Origin of the sequence: Polyangium sp. 15x6, from assembly GCF_029960785.1 — a bacterium.
Lineage (GTDB): Bacteria > Myxococcota_A > Polyangia > Polyangiales > Polyangiaceae > Polyangium.
Window position 1 is genome coordinate 23,501 of the sequence record NZ_JASBQE010000041.1, and the last position, 14,898, is coordinate 38,398.

A 14,898-nucleotide genomic window follows, 5' to 3' on the forward strand; every position below is an offset into this window, starting at 1 on the left:
CGGAGCGCGGCGTCAGCCTAGCAAAGGCTCCGGCGCAAGAAAGAGGCGGGCGAGGGCTTCTGCCGGGGCAGGCGCGCCGTCGATCTCACCGCGGACCAGGATCACCGCGCCGTCCCCCGTGCGAATCACGGCGAAGCCCCCCTCCGCGTACCCCTCTCCAGGCTCCAGCGCTTCAGGAAAACGCGGCGCTTTGCGGGCCTCGAGCACGGTGACGAGCGTGCCCGCGATCTCGGTGAAGGCCCCGGGCGTAGGCGCGAGGGCGCGGATGTGCCGAAGGACGCGATCGGTGGGCCAGGACCAGCGGATCGCATGCTCGTCCTCGCCGAGGGCCGGCGCGTGGGTGACGAGGTCTTCGTCCTGCGGGATCTCGGCGATCGTCTCGCCGCGGGAGAAGCGCATGCAGGTGCGGCGCAGGGCGCGGAGCGAGGGACGATCGAGGGCGCGCGCGAGGTCCCAGCCGGTCCAGCGCGGATCGATCGCGAGCTCTTCCTGTTCGAGGATCGCGCCCGTGTCGTACTCCTCGGCGATGCGATGCACGGACACGCCGGTCACCGCGTCGCCGCTCAGGATCGCCCACGTCGTCGGATCCGGGCCGCGATGGCGAGGCAGGAGCGAGGGGTGCACGCCGATGCCGCCGAGTCGCGCGGCCTCGACGAGGCGCACGGGCAGGCGCGTCGTCCAGAACCAGCTCACGACGAGATCGGGCGCGAGGCGCCTCACCCGATCGACGAGCGCGGGATCGGTCACCTTGGGCCGGACGAGGACACGCTCGCCGAAGACGCGCCGCGCGCGACGTACGCCGAGCGCGTCCTTGCGACAGACGGCGCAGAGCTCGATCGAGTGCCCGTCCTTCGCGAGCAGGAGCGCGGCGAGCGGCAGGCCGAAAAAGGCGATGCGGAGCGGCATGGCCTCTCTCCCTTACCCCAAAAATTTTCCCGCTCCGTAGGGCCCTGGTAGCAATCGCGGCCATGGCGTCTTCCCCGCGCCCTTCGTTTCACCCGGCCCTCCGGCCCGGGCATCGGTTCGACCCGGCTACAGCGCGGCGACCGATCCTGGTGTTCGAGGACGTGCACAAGGCCTACCGGGCCGACCAGCCCGTCCTGCGGGGGATGTCGCTCGCGATCGAGCGGGGAGAGTTCGTGTTCATCACGGGGCCCTCGGGCGCGGGCAAGAGCACGCTCCTGCGCCTCGTGCATCGCACCGAGCGCGTCGACGAGGGGCGGATCCTCTTCCTCGGCCGCGACGTGGGGCGCCTGCGCGAGGAGTCGATCCCGGCCTTGCGCCGGAACATCGGGTACGTGTTCCAGGACTTCAAGCTCGTGCCGAGCTGGACTGTGTTCGACAACGTCGCCGTGGCGCTCGAAGTGGTGGGCCTGCCGCCGCGGCTCGTGCGCAGCCGCGTGGGCGAGGCGCTCGAGCGCGTGGGGCTCGCGGGGCGCGGCGACGAGGAGGCCAAGCGGCTCTCGGGCGGCGAGCAGCAGAGGGTCGCGATCGCGCGGGCGATCGTGGGCGAGCCGGCGCTCATCCTCGCGGACGAGCCGACGGGCAACCTCGATCCGCAGCTCGCGATCGACATCCTCGGCCTGTTCGAGGACATCCACGAGACCGGGGCCACGGTGCTCTTCGCGACGCACGATCGGACGCTGCTCGACGTGCGTCCGCGGCGCGTGGTGGTGCTCGACGCCGGCAAGGCGACGGACGCGCCGAACGGGCTCGACGGGGCCTCTGCGGAAGCCCCGATGAACCTCGTGGCGTAGGGGGAGGAGTTTCGGATGGCGAGCGAACGGTACGGCGTGCGAGTGCCCATGAAGGCCTGGAGACCCGGGCGAGGGGACATGCGCGTGCACGTGCAGTCGATCTTCTCCCTCGCCGTCGCGTTCGTGTGCCTGGCGGCGTCGCTGCTCGTGGTGACGAACCTCTCGGCGGTGCGTGATCGCTGGTCGCGGGCCGGGCGCGCAACGGTGTATCTGCGCGACGGCGTGGCCGATCCCGAGGTGAACGAGCTCGTCCGTGCGCTCGAACGTACGCCCGGCGTCAAGCGCGTGCGGCACGTGACGAGCGTGGAGGCGCGGCGCGAGATCGTGGTCGACGAGTCCGACGCGGCGCTCGCCTCGCTGCCGCCGGCGGCGTTTCCGGCCTCGCTCGAGCTCGGCTTCACGGACGACATCGGCGAGAGCGATCTGCAGTCGATCGCGCTCAAGCTGCGCGCGCTGCCGGCGGTGGAGACGGTCGAGACCTACCAGCGCTGGACCGAGCGCCTCTCGTCGCTGCTCGGCGGCGGCGTGTCGGCGAGCGCGGCGCTCGCGGTGGTCGTGATGTGCGCGGTCTTCAGCGTGATCAGCTCGACCATGCGCCTCTTGCTGAGCCGAAGGCGCATCGAGGTCGAGGTCTTGAAGCTCGTGGGCGCGACGAACGAGTTCGTGCGGCGTCCCTTCGTGATCGAGGGCGCGATGCAAGGCGCGGCGGGCGCGGCGGCGGCGATCGCGCTGCTCGGCGGGCTGTTTTTCCTGGTGCGCGGGCGCTTCGATCACGAGCTCGCGAACCTGCTCGGGCTCTCGCCCTCGTTCTTGCCCTGGACCGTCTCGCTCGGGCTCGTGCTCCTCGGCGGCGCGCTCGGCGCGACGACGGCGCTCGTGAGCCTGCGCCGGATGGCTGCGATCTGACATGAGGCGCCGGACGTCGCTCCTGCCGGTCCTGCTCCTCGCGCTCGTCTCGGGCGCGGCGCGAGGCGGTACGCCCGTGGAGTCGCTGCCCGCCCAGGCGCCGAGCGCGCTCTCGTCCGTCGCGGATTTCGAGCGGCTGCTCAAGCGGATCGACGACGAGCAACGCGCCGTCGAGGCCGAGCTCGCTGGTGTCGATCCGCGCATCGAGACCCTGCGCAAGCGCATGCTGGCGCGCGGCCGAGCCTACTATCGCCACGTGCACGCGGGCCTCTTGCCCGTGGGCGAGGGCTTCGACGCGCTCGTCGATCACGCGGCGCGGGTCGAGCGGGTTCGTCGCGCGCTCGAGCGCGACATCGCTGACGAGAAGGCGCTGCTCGAGCGTCGCACCGAGCTCGAAGGCCGCGTGTTGCGGCTCCGCGCCGAGCGCGCGCCGCTCGAACTGCAGCGCGAGGCCATGATGCGGGCCAAGCGCGCGCTCGAAGCCGAGGACGAGCGCAGGGCGGCGTTCGCGCGCGCCTTCGAGTCGTCGTCACGCCCGGATTACGTGGCGATCTACGGCGCCGACAGCGGGCCGCGGGACGCGGACGGGCGCATCGGGTTCGAGGCGCAGAAGGGACGCCTGCTCTTCCCGGTCGCGGGGCGCGCCGAGGTGCGGCGCTCGTCGAAGCACGGCGTGAGCGGCGTCGAGCTCTTCACGCAGCCCGGCGCGGCCGTTCGCAGCGTCGCCGCGGGTCGCGTGGTGTTCGCGGATCGGTACGACGGCTACGCGCTCACGGTGATCGTCGATCACGGCGATCGTTACTACAGCGTGTACGCGAGCCTCGGCGGCACGGAGCTCCGCGCGGGTGATCCCGTGGCCGCGGGCGCGCGCGTGGGCACGGCGCCGACCGCAGGGCAGGGCGACACCGTGTACTTCGAGATCCGCCACGGCGCGACGCCGCTCGATCCCGGCCCCTGGCTCGGGCTCTAGCGGATCAGGCAACCTCGGACGCGAGCGCGACGCCCCAGCGCGGCAGCGTCACGGTGAACGTCGAGCCCTCGCCGGGCTGGCTCTTCGCCTCGATCCTCCCGCCGTGCGCCTCCACGATCTGCCGCGCGATGAAGAGGCCGAGCCCGAGCCCTCCGTAGTGCTTGAGCGAGACGGCGCGCTCGAACCGCTCGAAGATCCGCGCGCACGCCTCGGGCGCGATCCCCATCCCGTGATCCGTGACGGAGATCCGCGCCGCGTCGCCGTCGTCCGCGATCGTGATCTCGATGGGCCGGCCGCTCCCGTACTTCACCGCGTTCTCGAGCAGATTCGAGAGGACCTGATCGAGGCGCGACGGATCCCAGCGGCCGACGAGCGACGTACACGAACGCAGCTCGATCTTGGTGCCCGTTTCGCTCGCCTCCGCGGCGAAGCGCTCGGTCACGTCGCGGGCGAGCGCGCAGAGGTCCACGGTTTCAGGCTCGATCGCGAGCTGACCAGCCGTGATGCGTGTGACGTCGAGCAGGCTCTCCACGAGCCGCGTGAGCCGGAAGATCTGCCGCGAGCAGCGCTCGACGCGCCCCGTGAGTTGCTCGTTCAGGAGCCCGGCGCGCTTCAACGTTCGTTCGAGCGCTTCGAGCTGGAGCTGCAGCGGCGTGAGCGGGGTCCGAAGCTCGTGCGAGGCGATCATGAAGAACTCGTCGCGCGCGCGGATCGCCTCCTGCGCCTCGCGGTAGAGGCGGGCGTTGTCGAGCGCGATGCCGAACCTGCGCCCGAGCTCCTGGGCCACGGCGAGGTCCGCCGGCGTATACCGACCTCGCGGCGCGCGACGCACGAGCTCGACCACGCCGAGCCTGCGCCCGCGTAGCTCGATCGGGACGCAGATGTACGAGATCGGCCCGAGCGAGCGCAAAAGCTCGGGGCTCGCCCCGAGCACGCGCGCCATGCAAGGGAGGCTCTCGATCTCCTCGTGGAGGACCTTGCCGCCGCAGCGGAACGTGTAGTCGGCCCCCTCGCGGCGCCCGATCGCCCGCGCGAGCTCCTTCGTGAGCTCTTCGTGCCCGGTCCCGTTCGCGGCAGCGCAGACGACGAGGGACCCCTGCTCGTTCGCGAGGTCCACCAAGCAGAGATCGCCGAGCAGCGGGATCGCGCGCTCCGCCGCCTTCTGCAGCGTGCCTTCGGTCTCGAGCGAGCTCGTGAGCAGGAGCGTGGTCTCGTCGAGGAACGCCTGGATCTCCTCGGCGCGCTTCTGCTCGGTGAGGTCTCGCATCACGGTGGCGAAGCCCCGCAGCTCGCCGTGCTCGTCGTGCACGGCCGAGAGCCTTAGCTCTGCGCGGAGCTCGGAGCCGTCCTTGCGCACGAGAAAGCCTTCGCCGAGGAAGTGACCGTCGCGCTTGGACGCGGCGAGCGCCTCCGCCGGCGCGCCCTGCTCGACGTCGCCCTTCGTGTAGAACGCCGACACGTGCGTGCCGAGGATCGTGCTCGGCTCGTAGCCCATGATCCGCGTCGCGCCGGCGTTCCAGCTCGCGACGCGCCCGTCGGGGTCGAGCATGAAGATCGCGTAGTCCTTCACGGACTCGACGAGCAGCCGGAAGCGCTTCTCGGCCTCCTCGGAGGCGCGCCGCCGCGCTTCCTCCTCGGCCAGCATCACCAGCCGCGCGTGGAGAAGCCGATCGGTCTCGTGCTTGTAGAGCGCGATCTCGATCGCGCCGCGCAGCTCGCGCTCGTTGAAGGGTTTGACCAGGTACCCGAAGGGGCTCGTCGTCTTCGCGCGGACGATCGTCTCCTCGTCGGCGTAGGCCGTGAGGTAGACGATCGGGATGTCGAGCTCCGCGCGGATTCGCTCGGCGGCCTGGATCCCGTCCATCGGCCCTTCGAGGCGGATGTCCATCAGGACGAGATCGGGTCTCCGCGCGAGCACTTTTTCGATCGCCTGCTCACCGGACGCAGCCGTGCCCGAGACCGCGTATCCCAGGGATCGCAGCGTGTTTTCGAGGTCCGCGGCCACGATCCGCTGGTCCTCGACGATGAAGATCGTTCGCTTCGCGTCGCTCATGCTTGCGTCGGGGTCAGGGGGAAACGCACCACGAACTTCGTGCCGGCGCCTCGCTGGAGCTCGATCGTCCCGTGGATCTGCTCGGCCAGGATGCTCACGAGCTTGAGGCCCAGCGTGCCCGCGTCGCGGAAGTCGACGTCGGGCGGAAAGCCGATCCCATCGTCCTCGACCTCGAGGATCACCTCGTCGCCGCGTCGCTTCAGCCCAACCCGCACCGTTCCATTCCGGCCGTCCGGGAACGCGTGCTTGACCGCGTTCGACACGAGCTCGTTCACCACGAGCCCGCACGTGATCGCCGCGTCGACGCCGAGCGGCACGCCCTCGGCGTCGAGGGCGAGCGCGACGTGATCGGGGCGTACGCCGTACGTGTAGAGCAAGGCCGTCGCGAGGCTCCGCAGGTACTCGGCGATCTCGACGCGCGCGAGGTCCTTCGACTGGTAGAGCTTCTCGTGAAAGAGCGCGATCGATCGGACGCGCGTCTGGCTCTCCTGAAAGAGCTGGAGCGCATGCGGGTCCGTGATCTGCCCCATCTGCAGGTTGAGCATGCTGGAGACGATCTGGAGGTTGTTCTTGACCCGATGGTGGATCTCCTTGAGCAAGACCTCCTTCTCCTGGAGCGAGGCGCGGAGCTTCTTCTCGACCAGCTTGCGCTCGGTGATGTCGCGGATCGCGGCCGCGACGAGCAGGCCCTCCTCCGTTTCGATGGGGCTCAAGCTGATCTCGACGGGGAACTCGCTGCCGTGCTTGCGACAGCCGTAGAGCTCGAGGCCGGAGCCCATCGGACGCACGCGCGGATCGGAGAAGAAGCTCGCGCGGTGCTGGACGTGCCGTTCGTGGAAGCGCTCGGGGACGAGGACCTCGATGGGCTTGCCGAGGAGCTCGGCGCGCGGGAAGCCGAAGACGCGTTCGGTCTGCGAGTTGCAAAGGAGGATCTTGCCCGCAGCGTTGACGATGACGATCGCGTCGGGCGCGGCTTCGAGGAAGCTCCGGAACTTCGCCTGCACGCGGTTGCGTTCGGTGACGTCGCGGATCGCCGCGGTGACGAGTATCTGGTCGCGCGTGCGGATCGGCGAGAGGCTGATCTCGACGGGGAACTCGGTGCCATCCTTGCGGCGGCCGTGCAGCTCGAGGCCCGCGCCCATCGGCCGCGGACGCGGCTCTTCGGCGTACAGCGTGCGGTGCTGGACGTGCTCGGTCCGCAGGCGCTCGGGCACGAGGATGTCGATCGGCTGTCCGACGAGCTCGTCGCGCTCGTAGCCGAACATGCGTACGAGCTGGGCGTTGACGAGCATGATCGAGCCTGCGGCATCGACGATCACCATGGCGTCGGGCGCGGCCTCGAGGAGCTCGCGAAAGCCCTCCTGCGTGGCCGTCCTCGCCTCGTCTTCGGGCAATGCGCTGCCCTTCGCGCTCGGATGCACGAGTTGCACGGTTCCTGGTCTCCCCACCATGAACAGAAGGCCGTCGGGCTCGACCAGGGCACATCCTAAACGGGCGAATACCGCAGGATCTCCAGCCCGGCCGTCGCTGGTGTTTCGGCGCCGTACTACTTTGGATCCATAGCGTGACGAGCGCCAAACGCTACCGCGCAGCACGGCGGAGCCTGTCGGATTGCGGCTCTGATGCGCGGGGCGCGTGGTGGTGGGGCGTGGATGGTCCGCCCTGCACGCTCATGCCTGTCGTGGGCAGATGCGAGCTTGTCGGACCTGCTCGGAAGGGGTGAGGGGTGGGTGTTCGAGGAGGTTGGAGCAGTTCGGAAGGGGGAAGGGGTGGGTGGTACGAGCAGGTCGGAGCAGCTCGGAAGGGCGAGGGCGAGGCACGACGAGCAGGGTCGAGGAGCTCGGAGGTGGTGCGGGGCGGCCGTGGGAGAAGGACGAGGAAGCGGGGGAGAGGCTCGGGGTGGGTGTTCGAGCAGGGTCGAGGAGGTCGTCAGGGGGATGATTCGGGGGGGAGGGCAGGGCGGATGAGGACGGCGCGCGACGGGGACAAGGGCGCCGCAAGCTTGACGCGCGGAGGTGATCTTGCTTGTCCTCTGGCAGCGAGCTCCGCCGATCATGCGAATTACGCACCTGTCCCTCCGTGGCTACTACGGCTTTCGCGAGCTCGAACTGCCCTTCCCAGAACACGGACCGACGGTGCTCATCGGCAAGAACGGGGCGGGCAAGTCGACGGTGCTCGACGCGATCGCGATGTTCCTCGCGCACTTCGCCGCGCTCGCGACGAGCCCGCCGAAGCGGCACAAGCGTGGCATGAGCCTCGACCTGCCGATCGCCCTCGAAGAGGTGAACGACAACGAGGTGCACAGCCGGGACACTGCGGCGCGCGTTCTCGCGCTCTTTCAGAGCGGCGATGAGCGGTACGTCGCTCGTGCGGTTTTCGGAAACCCACGACAGGACCTGGATCCGCTGCTTGCGAACACGCCTCTCGATGAGCTCGTTTACGAGGGCCTGCTGTCGCCTCTTCTCGACGATCGAAACGCCCCTGTCCCGGTCCTCGCCTACTACCGCCCCAATCGCGGCGTCGGCCTCGAACTCGGCAAGCAAGCGAAGGCGCCTCTGTATCCGCAGCTCGCGGCTTACAGACGCGCTTTCGACGTGCAGGTCGGCCCGTTCCAGGAGTTCGTCCGCTGGTTCCGCGTGATGGAGGACCAGGAGAACGAGGAGCGCTTGCGCTCGGACCCCAGGTTCCGGAACCCGCGTTTGTCGGCAGTGCGCTCGGCGATCGAGCGGTTCCTCTCCGCGCTCGGCCCCAGCGACTTCCACGACCTGCGGGTCGTCCGACGGGTCGACCTAAACACGGGCGACGAGCGCGCCGCTCAGATCGTCATCGGCAAGGACGATTCGAGTCTGCCGCTGGATCACCTCTCGGACGGGGAACGAGCCGTGCTGCTCCTCGTCGCCGATCTTGCGATGCGTTTCGTGGTGGCCAATCCAGGCGCAGCAGAGCCGCTTCATGGTGAGGGCGTCGTCCTCATCGACGAGCTGGAACTGCACCTGCATCCGGCATGGCAACGCAGGCTCTTGCCCAGCCTCGGCGAGGTCTTCCCAGGCTGTCAGTTCATCGCGACCACGCACTCGCCGCAGGTGTTGAGCACGCTCAAGCCAGAGTCCGTCGTCATCCTGGAGAGCTTCCGACGTGTCGAGGTGACGCCGCCAATCTACGGGCGAGATACGAACGCCATCCTGCGTGACGCGATGGGCACGTCCCCACGTCCACAGCAGGCCGCGGAGAAGCTCGACGCAGTTGCACGTCTCATTGATGCAGAGAACTTCGCAGAGGCGAGGAAAGCCCTCGACGAGCTGTCTTCGTGGCTCGGAGAAGAGGATCCGGAGATCGTCCGGCTTCGCACGCTCACGCACTTCCTCGAGGGATGAGACATGCGGGTCATCCACAAGGGGAAACCGCCCACCACTCTCACGAAGCATCGCGCCGAGCCGGTGGGTGCCAGCTACGAAAACCTTCCGAAACAAGAGGTGAGGGACGCGCTTGCCAAGGAGCAAGGTTACCTCTGCGCCTACTGCATGGGCCGTATGAAGGCCGATGAGGCGCACATGAAGATCGATCACCGCACCGCGCAAAACCCGAACGTCGGTGAAGGCGCAACCACGGCGCTCGACTATCGGAACATGCTCGGCGTGTGCAAAGGAGGCGAAGGTCTCCCTCGCGACCAGCAGCACTGCGACACGTACAAGGGTAATCGCGCCCTGCGGATCGACCCAACGGACACGCGCAGCGGGTGGGAGCGGACGATCTACTACGGCGCAAACGGCAGTATTGTCTCCACGAGGAAGGACTTCGACGAGGACCTGAACAAGGCCGTCCTGAATCTCAACGTCGATTCCCTGTTGGAAGCGCGCAAGGCAGCCGTGCAGAGCGTCGTGGAGCAGATGGCTCGCGAGAGCCCGGGAGCCTGGACCGAGGCCGTGGTTCGTAAGGGCATCAAGCGCTTCGAGGCGCGCGACACGCAGGGGCGCTACGCCCCGTACTGCGAAGCCGTCTTGTTCTTCCTTCGCAAGCGCCTCGCTCGATTGGCGCGCTGACGTACCCGTCATGCCCGACCATCAACCTGCCTTCACCCGCCGCCGCGCCCTCCTCGGCCTCGCCGCGTTCTCGCTCGGCGCCTGTCGCAGCAAGCAGACGCCGCCGTCGCCGGTGGACGGACTTCGCTGGAAAGACCTCCCTTTCCCGTCGGAAGAGCAACGCGCTCTCGTGCTCGCCGCGCCCTCCACGCGACCTCTGCCCGTGCTCGTCGCGCTGCATGGTCGTGGGGAATCGGGGCGCGGGCTCGAGGTCGGCGCGTTTGCGTGGCGGGATGATTATGGCCTCGATCGGACCGATCGAAGACTTCACGCGCCGCCGCTGACGGATGTCGACCTCGAAGGGTTCGTCCGGCCCGAGCGGCTCGCGCAGATGAACGACTCGCTCGCGAAACACCCGTACGAGGGCCTCGTCGTCGCGTGCCCGTACACGCCCGTCGTCGCGGATCGATCCGAGAAAGGCGCCGTGCCCTTCGGCCGGTTCGTGACCGACGTGCTCCTGCCGCGCGTGCGCGCCGAAGCGAAGGCGTCCTCGGATCGCGCGGCGACGGGCATCGACGGCGTCAGCATGGGCGGACGGCTCGCGCTCTTCGTCGGGTTCGCGCATCCGGAGATCTTCGGCGCGGTCGGCGCGCTCCAGCCGGCGTTGAAGCCCGAGGAGGCCCCGGTCTTCGCCAAGCTCGCTCGTGCGGCCTGGGACCGGCAGCCGTTCGCGCTGAGGCTCGTGTCGAGCGACGACGATCCGTTCCTGCCAGCCGTGCGGGCGCTCTCCGCGGCGCTCGCGGAGGTGAAGGTCCCGCACCAGCTCGTCGTGACACCGGGGCCGCACGATTACGCCTGGAACCGAGGGCCCGGCGGGGCCGAGATGCTCCTCTGGCACGAGCGTGTCCTGCGCGGCTTGTCCGCCCCTTGAGCGCCGCCGCGCACAAAGCATGGTAAGGCGTCGGCGTGGTCGACCCTTCGGCGCGAGCAGCGAGAACGCCCGGCGGCACGGACACGCCGAGCAGCTACGAGAACACCCTCCGTCCGCTCGCGCTCGCCTTTGGCCGCAGGCGCGGCGACGCCCGGCGCTTCGGCGGCAAGGCCACGAGCCTCGGGCGCCTCGTACGTGAAGGCCTGCCCGTCCCGCGCGGCTGGGTCCTTCCGGCCGATCACTTCGACGCGCTCGCCGAGACCACGCTCCCGCGCGGCCACGACCTGCCCACGCTGATCAAGCTCGCCGGTAGCCGCACGGGGATCGATCGTGCCGCGCGCGCTCGCGATCGCATCCAGCAGGCGCCGCTCGCCACGCCGCTCTCGGCCGCGCTCGAGGCGCTCTGGGCGGACGTCGGCGAAAGCGCGCCGTGGGGCCTCGCCGTGCGATCGAGCGCGACGTGCGAGGACGGCGAGGAGACGAGTTTTGCCGGGCTCGCGACCACGGTGCTCGGCGTGCGTGGGCCCGAGGGGCTCGCCGCGGCGATCAAGCAGGTGTGGGCGAGCGCGTTCTTGCCGCGCGCGATCGACTACCTCGCGCACCACGGCGTGCGTGACGTGGCCATGGCCGTGCTCGTGCAGGTGATGGCGCGCGCCGAGGCCGCGGGCGTCCTGTTCACCGCGCCGCCGCCGGGGCTCGCGGGCGAGCACTGGGGCGAGGACGAGCGGCTCGTCAACGTCACGTTCGGGCTCGGCGCGCCCGTCGTGGAGGGCGCGATGCCGACGGACTCGGTGCGCTTCGCGAAGGCGGGCGGCGTGGTCGCGACGATCGTCGCCGAGAAGCGGCGCGCGCTCGTCGTCGGCCCGCGTGGCATCGAGGAGGTCGCGATCCCCGAGGATCGCACGAGGATGCCCGCGCTCTCGCCCGAGGCGACCGGGCAGCTCGGCGAGCTCGCGAGCCGCCTCGAACAAGGCGGCACCGGGCCCTTCGACGTCGAGTTCGCCGTCGAGCGGACACCCGAGGGCAAGGATCAGGTGCTCCTCCTGCAGGTGCGTCCGATCGGCGGCGGAGGTTTTCCCGAGGGCGGCGATGCGCAGACGGTCTGGTCGCGCGCGAACGTCGGCGAGGCCTTGCCCGGCGCGGCGACGCCGCTCACGTGGTCGATCGCGCGGAGCTTCAGCGAGAAGGGTTTCCGTGAAGCGTTCGCCGCGCTCGGTTGTCGTATTCCACGCGGCGCGCACCTCGTCACCAACGTGCACGGACGCTTCTACTTGAACCTCACCGCGTTCATGCAGATCGCCGCGCAGGTCCCGCTGCTCTCGCCGCGCGCGCTCCTGCAAGCGTCCGGCGGCGCGGGCGAGGCTGCGATCGCGCTCCTCGAACGACAAACCGAGGACGTCTCGAAGCGCGGCTTCCTCGCGCGCCTGCCGCTCGTGGCCCCGCGCGTGCTCGCGAGCCAGGCGCGGCTCGAACGTGACGTCGCGAGTTACGAGATCGAAGCCGAACGCGCGCGCCGCTCTCTCGCCGAGATGGACCTCGGCCTCCTGCCCGACGACGCGCTCGCCACCACGCTGCGCACGGCGAGCGCGCTGCTCGATCGCACGGGCACGTTGATGCTCTCGTGCGCCTCGGCCTCGCTCGCGAGCCACCTCGCGCTCGCGCGCCTGCTCGATCGTGTCGCCGCGCGTCGCTCCTCCGCGCGCGACGACGATGACGACGCGCTCGCCATGGACCCGCTCATGCCTCGGCCCCTCTCGAGCGGCGCGTCCCTCGCGCATGCCCTCGTCGGCGGCGTTCGCGAGCTCGAAAGCGCGGGCCCCGGCGTTGCCCTCGCCCGCATCGCCGTGCGCGCGCGCGAAGAACCCGAGGCCCGCGAACGCCTCCTCGCCGGAAAGGTTCGCACCCTGAACGATCTTCCCGACGGCCCCACGCGCCGCGAGCTCGAGTCGTTCCTCGACACCTTCGGCGATCGCGCCGTCCGCGAGGCCGAGCTCGAAACGCCGCGCTGGCGTGAAGATCCCTCCGCGGTCCTCGCCATGCTCGTCGCCGCCCTCCGCGCGCCCGACAGCGACCCCGATCGCGCTCTCGCTCGTGCCCGCGCCCTCGCCGATCGCGAGATGGCCCAGCTCGAAACGCGCATCGGCCCGGCGGTGCTCTACGCCGTCCGCGCCCTCGTCACCCGCACGCAGCGCTTCACCCGCCTCCGCGAGCGCATGCGCATGTGGGTCACGCGTGTCCTCGGCATGCTCCGCACCATCGCGCTCGACGTCGATCGACGCCTCCGCCGCATCGATCCCACCCTCCCCACGGGCGCCGTCTTTTTCTGCACCTACGACGAGCTCATCCTCGCGCTCCGCAGTGGCCGCGCCGAGATCGGCCACGTCGCGCGCCTCCGCCGCGCCGAGCACCTGCGCGACGCCCAGCGCCCCGATCCTCCGCCCACGTTCATCGGTCGCCCGCCGCCCGTCCAGCTCCCGCCCGCGTTTGGCCGCCGCCTCGTCGGCCTGCCGGCGTCGAGCGGCGTCGTCGAGGGCCGCGCCCGTGTCCTCGCGCCCGGCACGAGCGGCCTCGACGCCGTCAGCGTCGGCGAAATCCTCATCACGCGCACGACGGACGTCGGCCTCTCGCCGCTCTTCCTCGTCGCCGCTGCGGTCGTCACCGAGCTCGGCGGCCCGCTCTCGCATGCGGCGATCGTCGCGCGCGAGTACGGCGTCCCGGCCGTCGTCAACGTCCCGGGCGCCACCGTCGCGATCCGCACCGGTGATCGTGTCCGCGTCGACGGCGACCGCGGGACGATTGAAATCTTCGGCGACGATGTCAGGTCCAAGGACACGTGAAGAACCGTCGCCTCTTCCTCGCGCTCGGCCTCGGCGCTGCCCTCGGCGCTGCCGCTGCGCTCTCGCTCGCCGAGCCCTCCCGCGCGAAGGCGCCCGCCGCGCCCGAGCCTCCCCGGGGCGGTTTTCCCCCGGACCCGCCGGGCAACGCGTCGAAGAAGCAGTGGGTCTTCGACATCCAGGTCCAGGGCGGCAGGGCCTCGCTCCCGCGTGTTTCCTCGGTCCTCGTGAACACGCCGGCGCCCACGGTGCGCATGATGGGCCGGTTCGCGGTCGAGTTCTGGGTCGGCAAGGAGCTGCTCGATCGGATCCGCTTCGACGTGCCGATGCTCGATCGCGACCCGAAGGATCGGCGTCGCGGCCCCTTGCGCGGACCGGACTTCACGAACGTCTCGACGCGCCTCAAGGTGCGCATGGCCGACAGCCCGCGCGCTGCGTTCGTCGCGCTCGTCGACCGCGCGACGGGCGACGTGCAGCGCTTCGCCTGGCCGCCCGACGCCGAGGGTCGGCTCGCCCCGCTCGGCGCGTCGGCGGCGCCCGCGCAGGCCAAGGCGACGGCGTCGGACGCGGGACCGCCGGTGGATTCCGGGGGTCTTGGGGATGCGGGGCCGAGCGACGCGTTGGTGGACGGCCGGTAGGGTTTCTTTTCGGCAGAAGTTCCATGCCGTCCGGGGCTGAGGTAGGCTGCTCGAGCCATGGCAAGCCGTCTGCTCGTTGCCTCCCTCGTGATCTCTTCGCTCGCGCTCGCCGGAACGGCGCTCGGCCAGGGCGCGGCGCCTGCGAAGCCCGACGCGGCCAAGCCCGACGCGGCCAAGCCTGCCCCGGCCAAGCCTGCTGCGGGCGCGGCGGCTCCGACGGCCCCGACGGCGCCCGCGGGCCCGCTCAAGGATCCCGCGAACAAGATGGGGATCAGCCCCTACATGGAGGCGATCAAGAAGGGCGAGGATGCGTTCGTCGCGCGTGATTTCCCGAGCGCGGTGACGGCGTTCCAGGACGCGATCAAGGTCGACTCGACGAAGATGCTCGCCTTCTACCGGCTCGGCGAGGCGCAGCTCGCCTCGGGCAAACCCGAGGAGGCCGAGGCCGTGTGGAGCGCCGCGCTGAACAAGGACGGCCCCGCGGATCTCAAGTCCAAGGTGCTCTTCGTCCTGGCCGACCTTCGCGAGCGTCAACGCAAGCTCGACGTGGGCAAGGAGGCGTGGGCGAAGTACGCCCAGTTCCTCAAGGACCAGGCCGACGCGAAGGGATACGCGGGCACGCCCGAGGAGCGGCAGAAGGTCATCGACCGCCGCGTGAAGGACGAGAAGGACTACGCCGCCGTGAAGGAGCGCATCCAGAAGCGCCAGGCCGAGCGTGAAAAAGAGGCGGAAGAGAACGCCAAGAAGGACAAGCTCAACAAGTAACGATCCGTTTGAGCCCAAAACGAAA

The 14,898-nt window shown here is 70.1% G+C and carries 12 protein-coding genes; 9 read left to right on the forward strand and 3 right to left on the reverse strand.

The features are described 5' to 3' along the window. Positions 1-12 precede the first annotated feature (12 nt). Positions 13-906, reverse strand: coding sequence for a formyltransferase family protein (locus tag QHF83_RS27400; RefSeq protein WP_282420905.1), 894 nt, complete (start codon positions 904-906; stop codon positions 13-15). A 62-nt stretch (positions 907-968) separates the two neighbouring features. Here QHF83_RS27400 and ftsE point away from each other — a divergent pair, with 62 nt between their 5' ends. Genes ftsE through QHF83_RS27415 form a run of 3 tightly spaced genes read left to right on the forward strand, consistent with a single transcriptional unit; the run spans position 969 to position 3,633 of the window. Further along, complete coding sequence (ftsE, locus tag QHF83_RS27405; protein WP_282420906.1) at positions 969-1,757, forward strand: cell division ATP-binding protein FtsE; 789 nt, start codon at positions 969-971, stop codon at positions 1,755-1,757. A 15-nt stretch (positions 1,758-1,772) separates the two neighbouring features. Further along, a complete protein-coding gene (locus QHF83_RS27410) occupies positions 1,773-2,663 on the forward strand; it encodes a permease-like cell division protein FtsX (RefSeq protein ID WP_282420907.1) in 891 nt (296 codons plus the stop codon). A gap of 1 nt (position 2,664) precedes the next feature. Beyond that, complete coding sequence (locus QHF83_RS27415; protein ID WP_282420908.1) at positions 2,665-3,633, forward strand: peptidoglycan DD-metalloendopeptidase family protein; 969 nt, start codon at positions 2,665-2,667, stop codon at positions 3,631-3,633. Positions 3,634-3,637: 4 nt separating this feature from the next. Here QHF83_RS27415 and QHF83_RS27420 read toward each other — a convergent pair whose 3' ends face one another. Together QHF83_RS27420 and QHF83_RS27425 are read right to left on the reverse strand one after the other, a co-directional pair. Beyond that, positions 3,638-5,686, reverse strand: coding sequence for an ATP-binding protein (locus QHF83_RS27420; RefSeq protein WP_282420909.1), 2,049 nt, complete (start codon positions 5,684-5,686; stop codon positions 3,638-3,640). Then, positions 5,683-7,116, reverse strand: coding sequence for a PAS domain S-box protein (locus tag QHF83_RS27425; protein WP_282420910.1), 1,434 nt, complete (start codon positions 7,114-7,116; stop codon positions 5,683-5,685). The genes QHF83_RS27420 and QHF83_RS27425 overlap by 4 nt, the downstream gene beginning before the upstream one ends. A 624-nt stretch (positions 7,117-7,740) precedes the next feature. Here QHF83_RS27425 and QHF83_RS27430 point away from each other — a divergent pair. From QHF83_RS27430 to QHF83_RS27455, 6 genes are read left to right on the forward strand one after another with little or no spacing between them, the layout of a single operon-like run. Beyond that, a complete protein-coding gene (locus QHF83_RS27430) occupies positions 7,741-9,060 on the forward strand; it encodes an AAA family ATPase (protein ID WP_282420911.1) in 1,320 nt (439 codons plus the stop codon). A 3-nt stretch (positions 9,061-9,063) separates the two neighbouring features. Then, complete coding sequence (locus QHF83_RS27435; RefSeq protein ID WP_282420912.1) at positions 9,064-9,726, forward strand: hypothetical protein; 663 nt, start codon at positions 9,064-9,066, stop codon at positions 9,724-9,726. A 10-nt stretch (positions 9,727-9,736) separates the two neighbouring features. Then, on the forward strand, positions 9,737-10,636 hold the full coding sequence (locus QHF83_RS27440) for an alpha/beta hydrolase-fold protein (protein WP_282420913.1): 900 nt from the start codon (positions 9,737-9,739) through the stop codon (positions 10,634-10,636). A 35-nt stretch (positions 10,637-10,671) separates the two neighbouring features. Then, the gene (locus tag QHF83_RS27445; protein ID WP_282420914.1) at positions 10,672-13,473 is read left to right on the forward strand and encodes a PEP/pyruvate-binding domain-containing protein; all 2,802 of its coding nucleotides are present in this window, start codon (positions 10,672-10,674) and stop codon (positions 13,471-13,473) included. Further along, entirely contained in the window at positions 13,470-14,108 is a 639-nt protein-coding gene (locus QHF83_RS27450; protein ID WP_282420915.1) for a hypothetical protein, read from the forward strand. Before QHF83_RS27445 ends, QHF83_RS27450 begins: the two co-directional genes overlap by 4 nt. A 57-nt stretch (positions 14,109-14,165) precedes the next feature. Then, positions 14,166-14,873 (forward strand): tetratricopeptide repeat protein, encoded by a 708-nt coding sequence (locus QHF83_RS27455; RefSeq protein ID WP_282420916.1) that lies wholly within the window; start codon positions 14,166-14,168, stop codon positions 14,871-14,873. The last annotated feature ends 25 nt before the right edge of the window (positions 14,874-14,898 follow it).

Excerpts from the sequence above, each read along its gene's own strand:
- QHF83_RS27400 (WP_282420905.1), bottom strand. The coding sequence starts at position 906 with ATGCCGCTCCGCATCGCCTTTTTCGGCCTGCCGCTCGCCGCGCTCCTG.
- ftsE (WP_282420906.1), top strand. The coding sequence starts at position 969 with ATGGCGTCTTCCCCGCGCCCTTCGTTTCACCCGGCCCTCCGGCCCGGG.
- QHF83_RS27410 (WP_282420907.1), top strand. The coding sequence starts at position 1,773 with ATGGCGAGCGAACGGTACGGCGTGCGAGTGCCCATGAAGGCCTGGAGA.
- QHF83_RS27415 (WP_282420908.1), top strand. The coding sequence starts at position 2,665 with ATGAGGCGCCGGACGTCGCTCCTGCCGGTCCTGCTCCTCGCGCTCGTC.
- QHF83_RS27420 (WP_282420909.1), bottom strand. The coding sequence starts at position 5,686 with ATGAGCGACGCGAAGCGAACGATCTTCATCGTCGAGGACCAGCGGATC.
- QHF83_RS27430 (WP_282420911.1), top strand. The coding sequence starts at position 7,741 with ATGCGAATTACGCACCTGTCCCTCCGTGGCTACTACGGCTTTCGCGAG.
- QHF83_RS27435 (WP_282420912.1), top strand. The coding sequence starts at position 9,064 with ATGCGGGTCATCCACAAGGGGAAACCGCCCACCACTCTCACGAAGCAT.
- QHF83_RS27440 (WP_282420913.1), top strand. The coding sequence starts at position 9,737 with ATGCCCGACCATCAACCTGCCTTCACCCGCCGCCGCGCCCTCCTCGGC.
- QHF83_RS27455 (WP_282420916.1), top strand. The coding sequence starts at position 14,166 with ATGGCAAGCCGTCTGCTCGTTGCCTCCCTCGTGATCTCTTCGCTCGCG.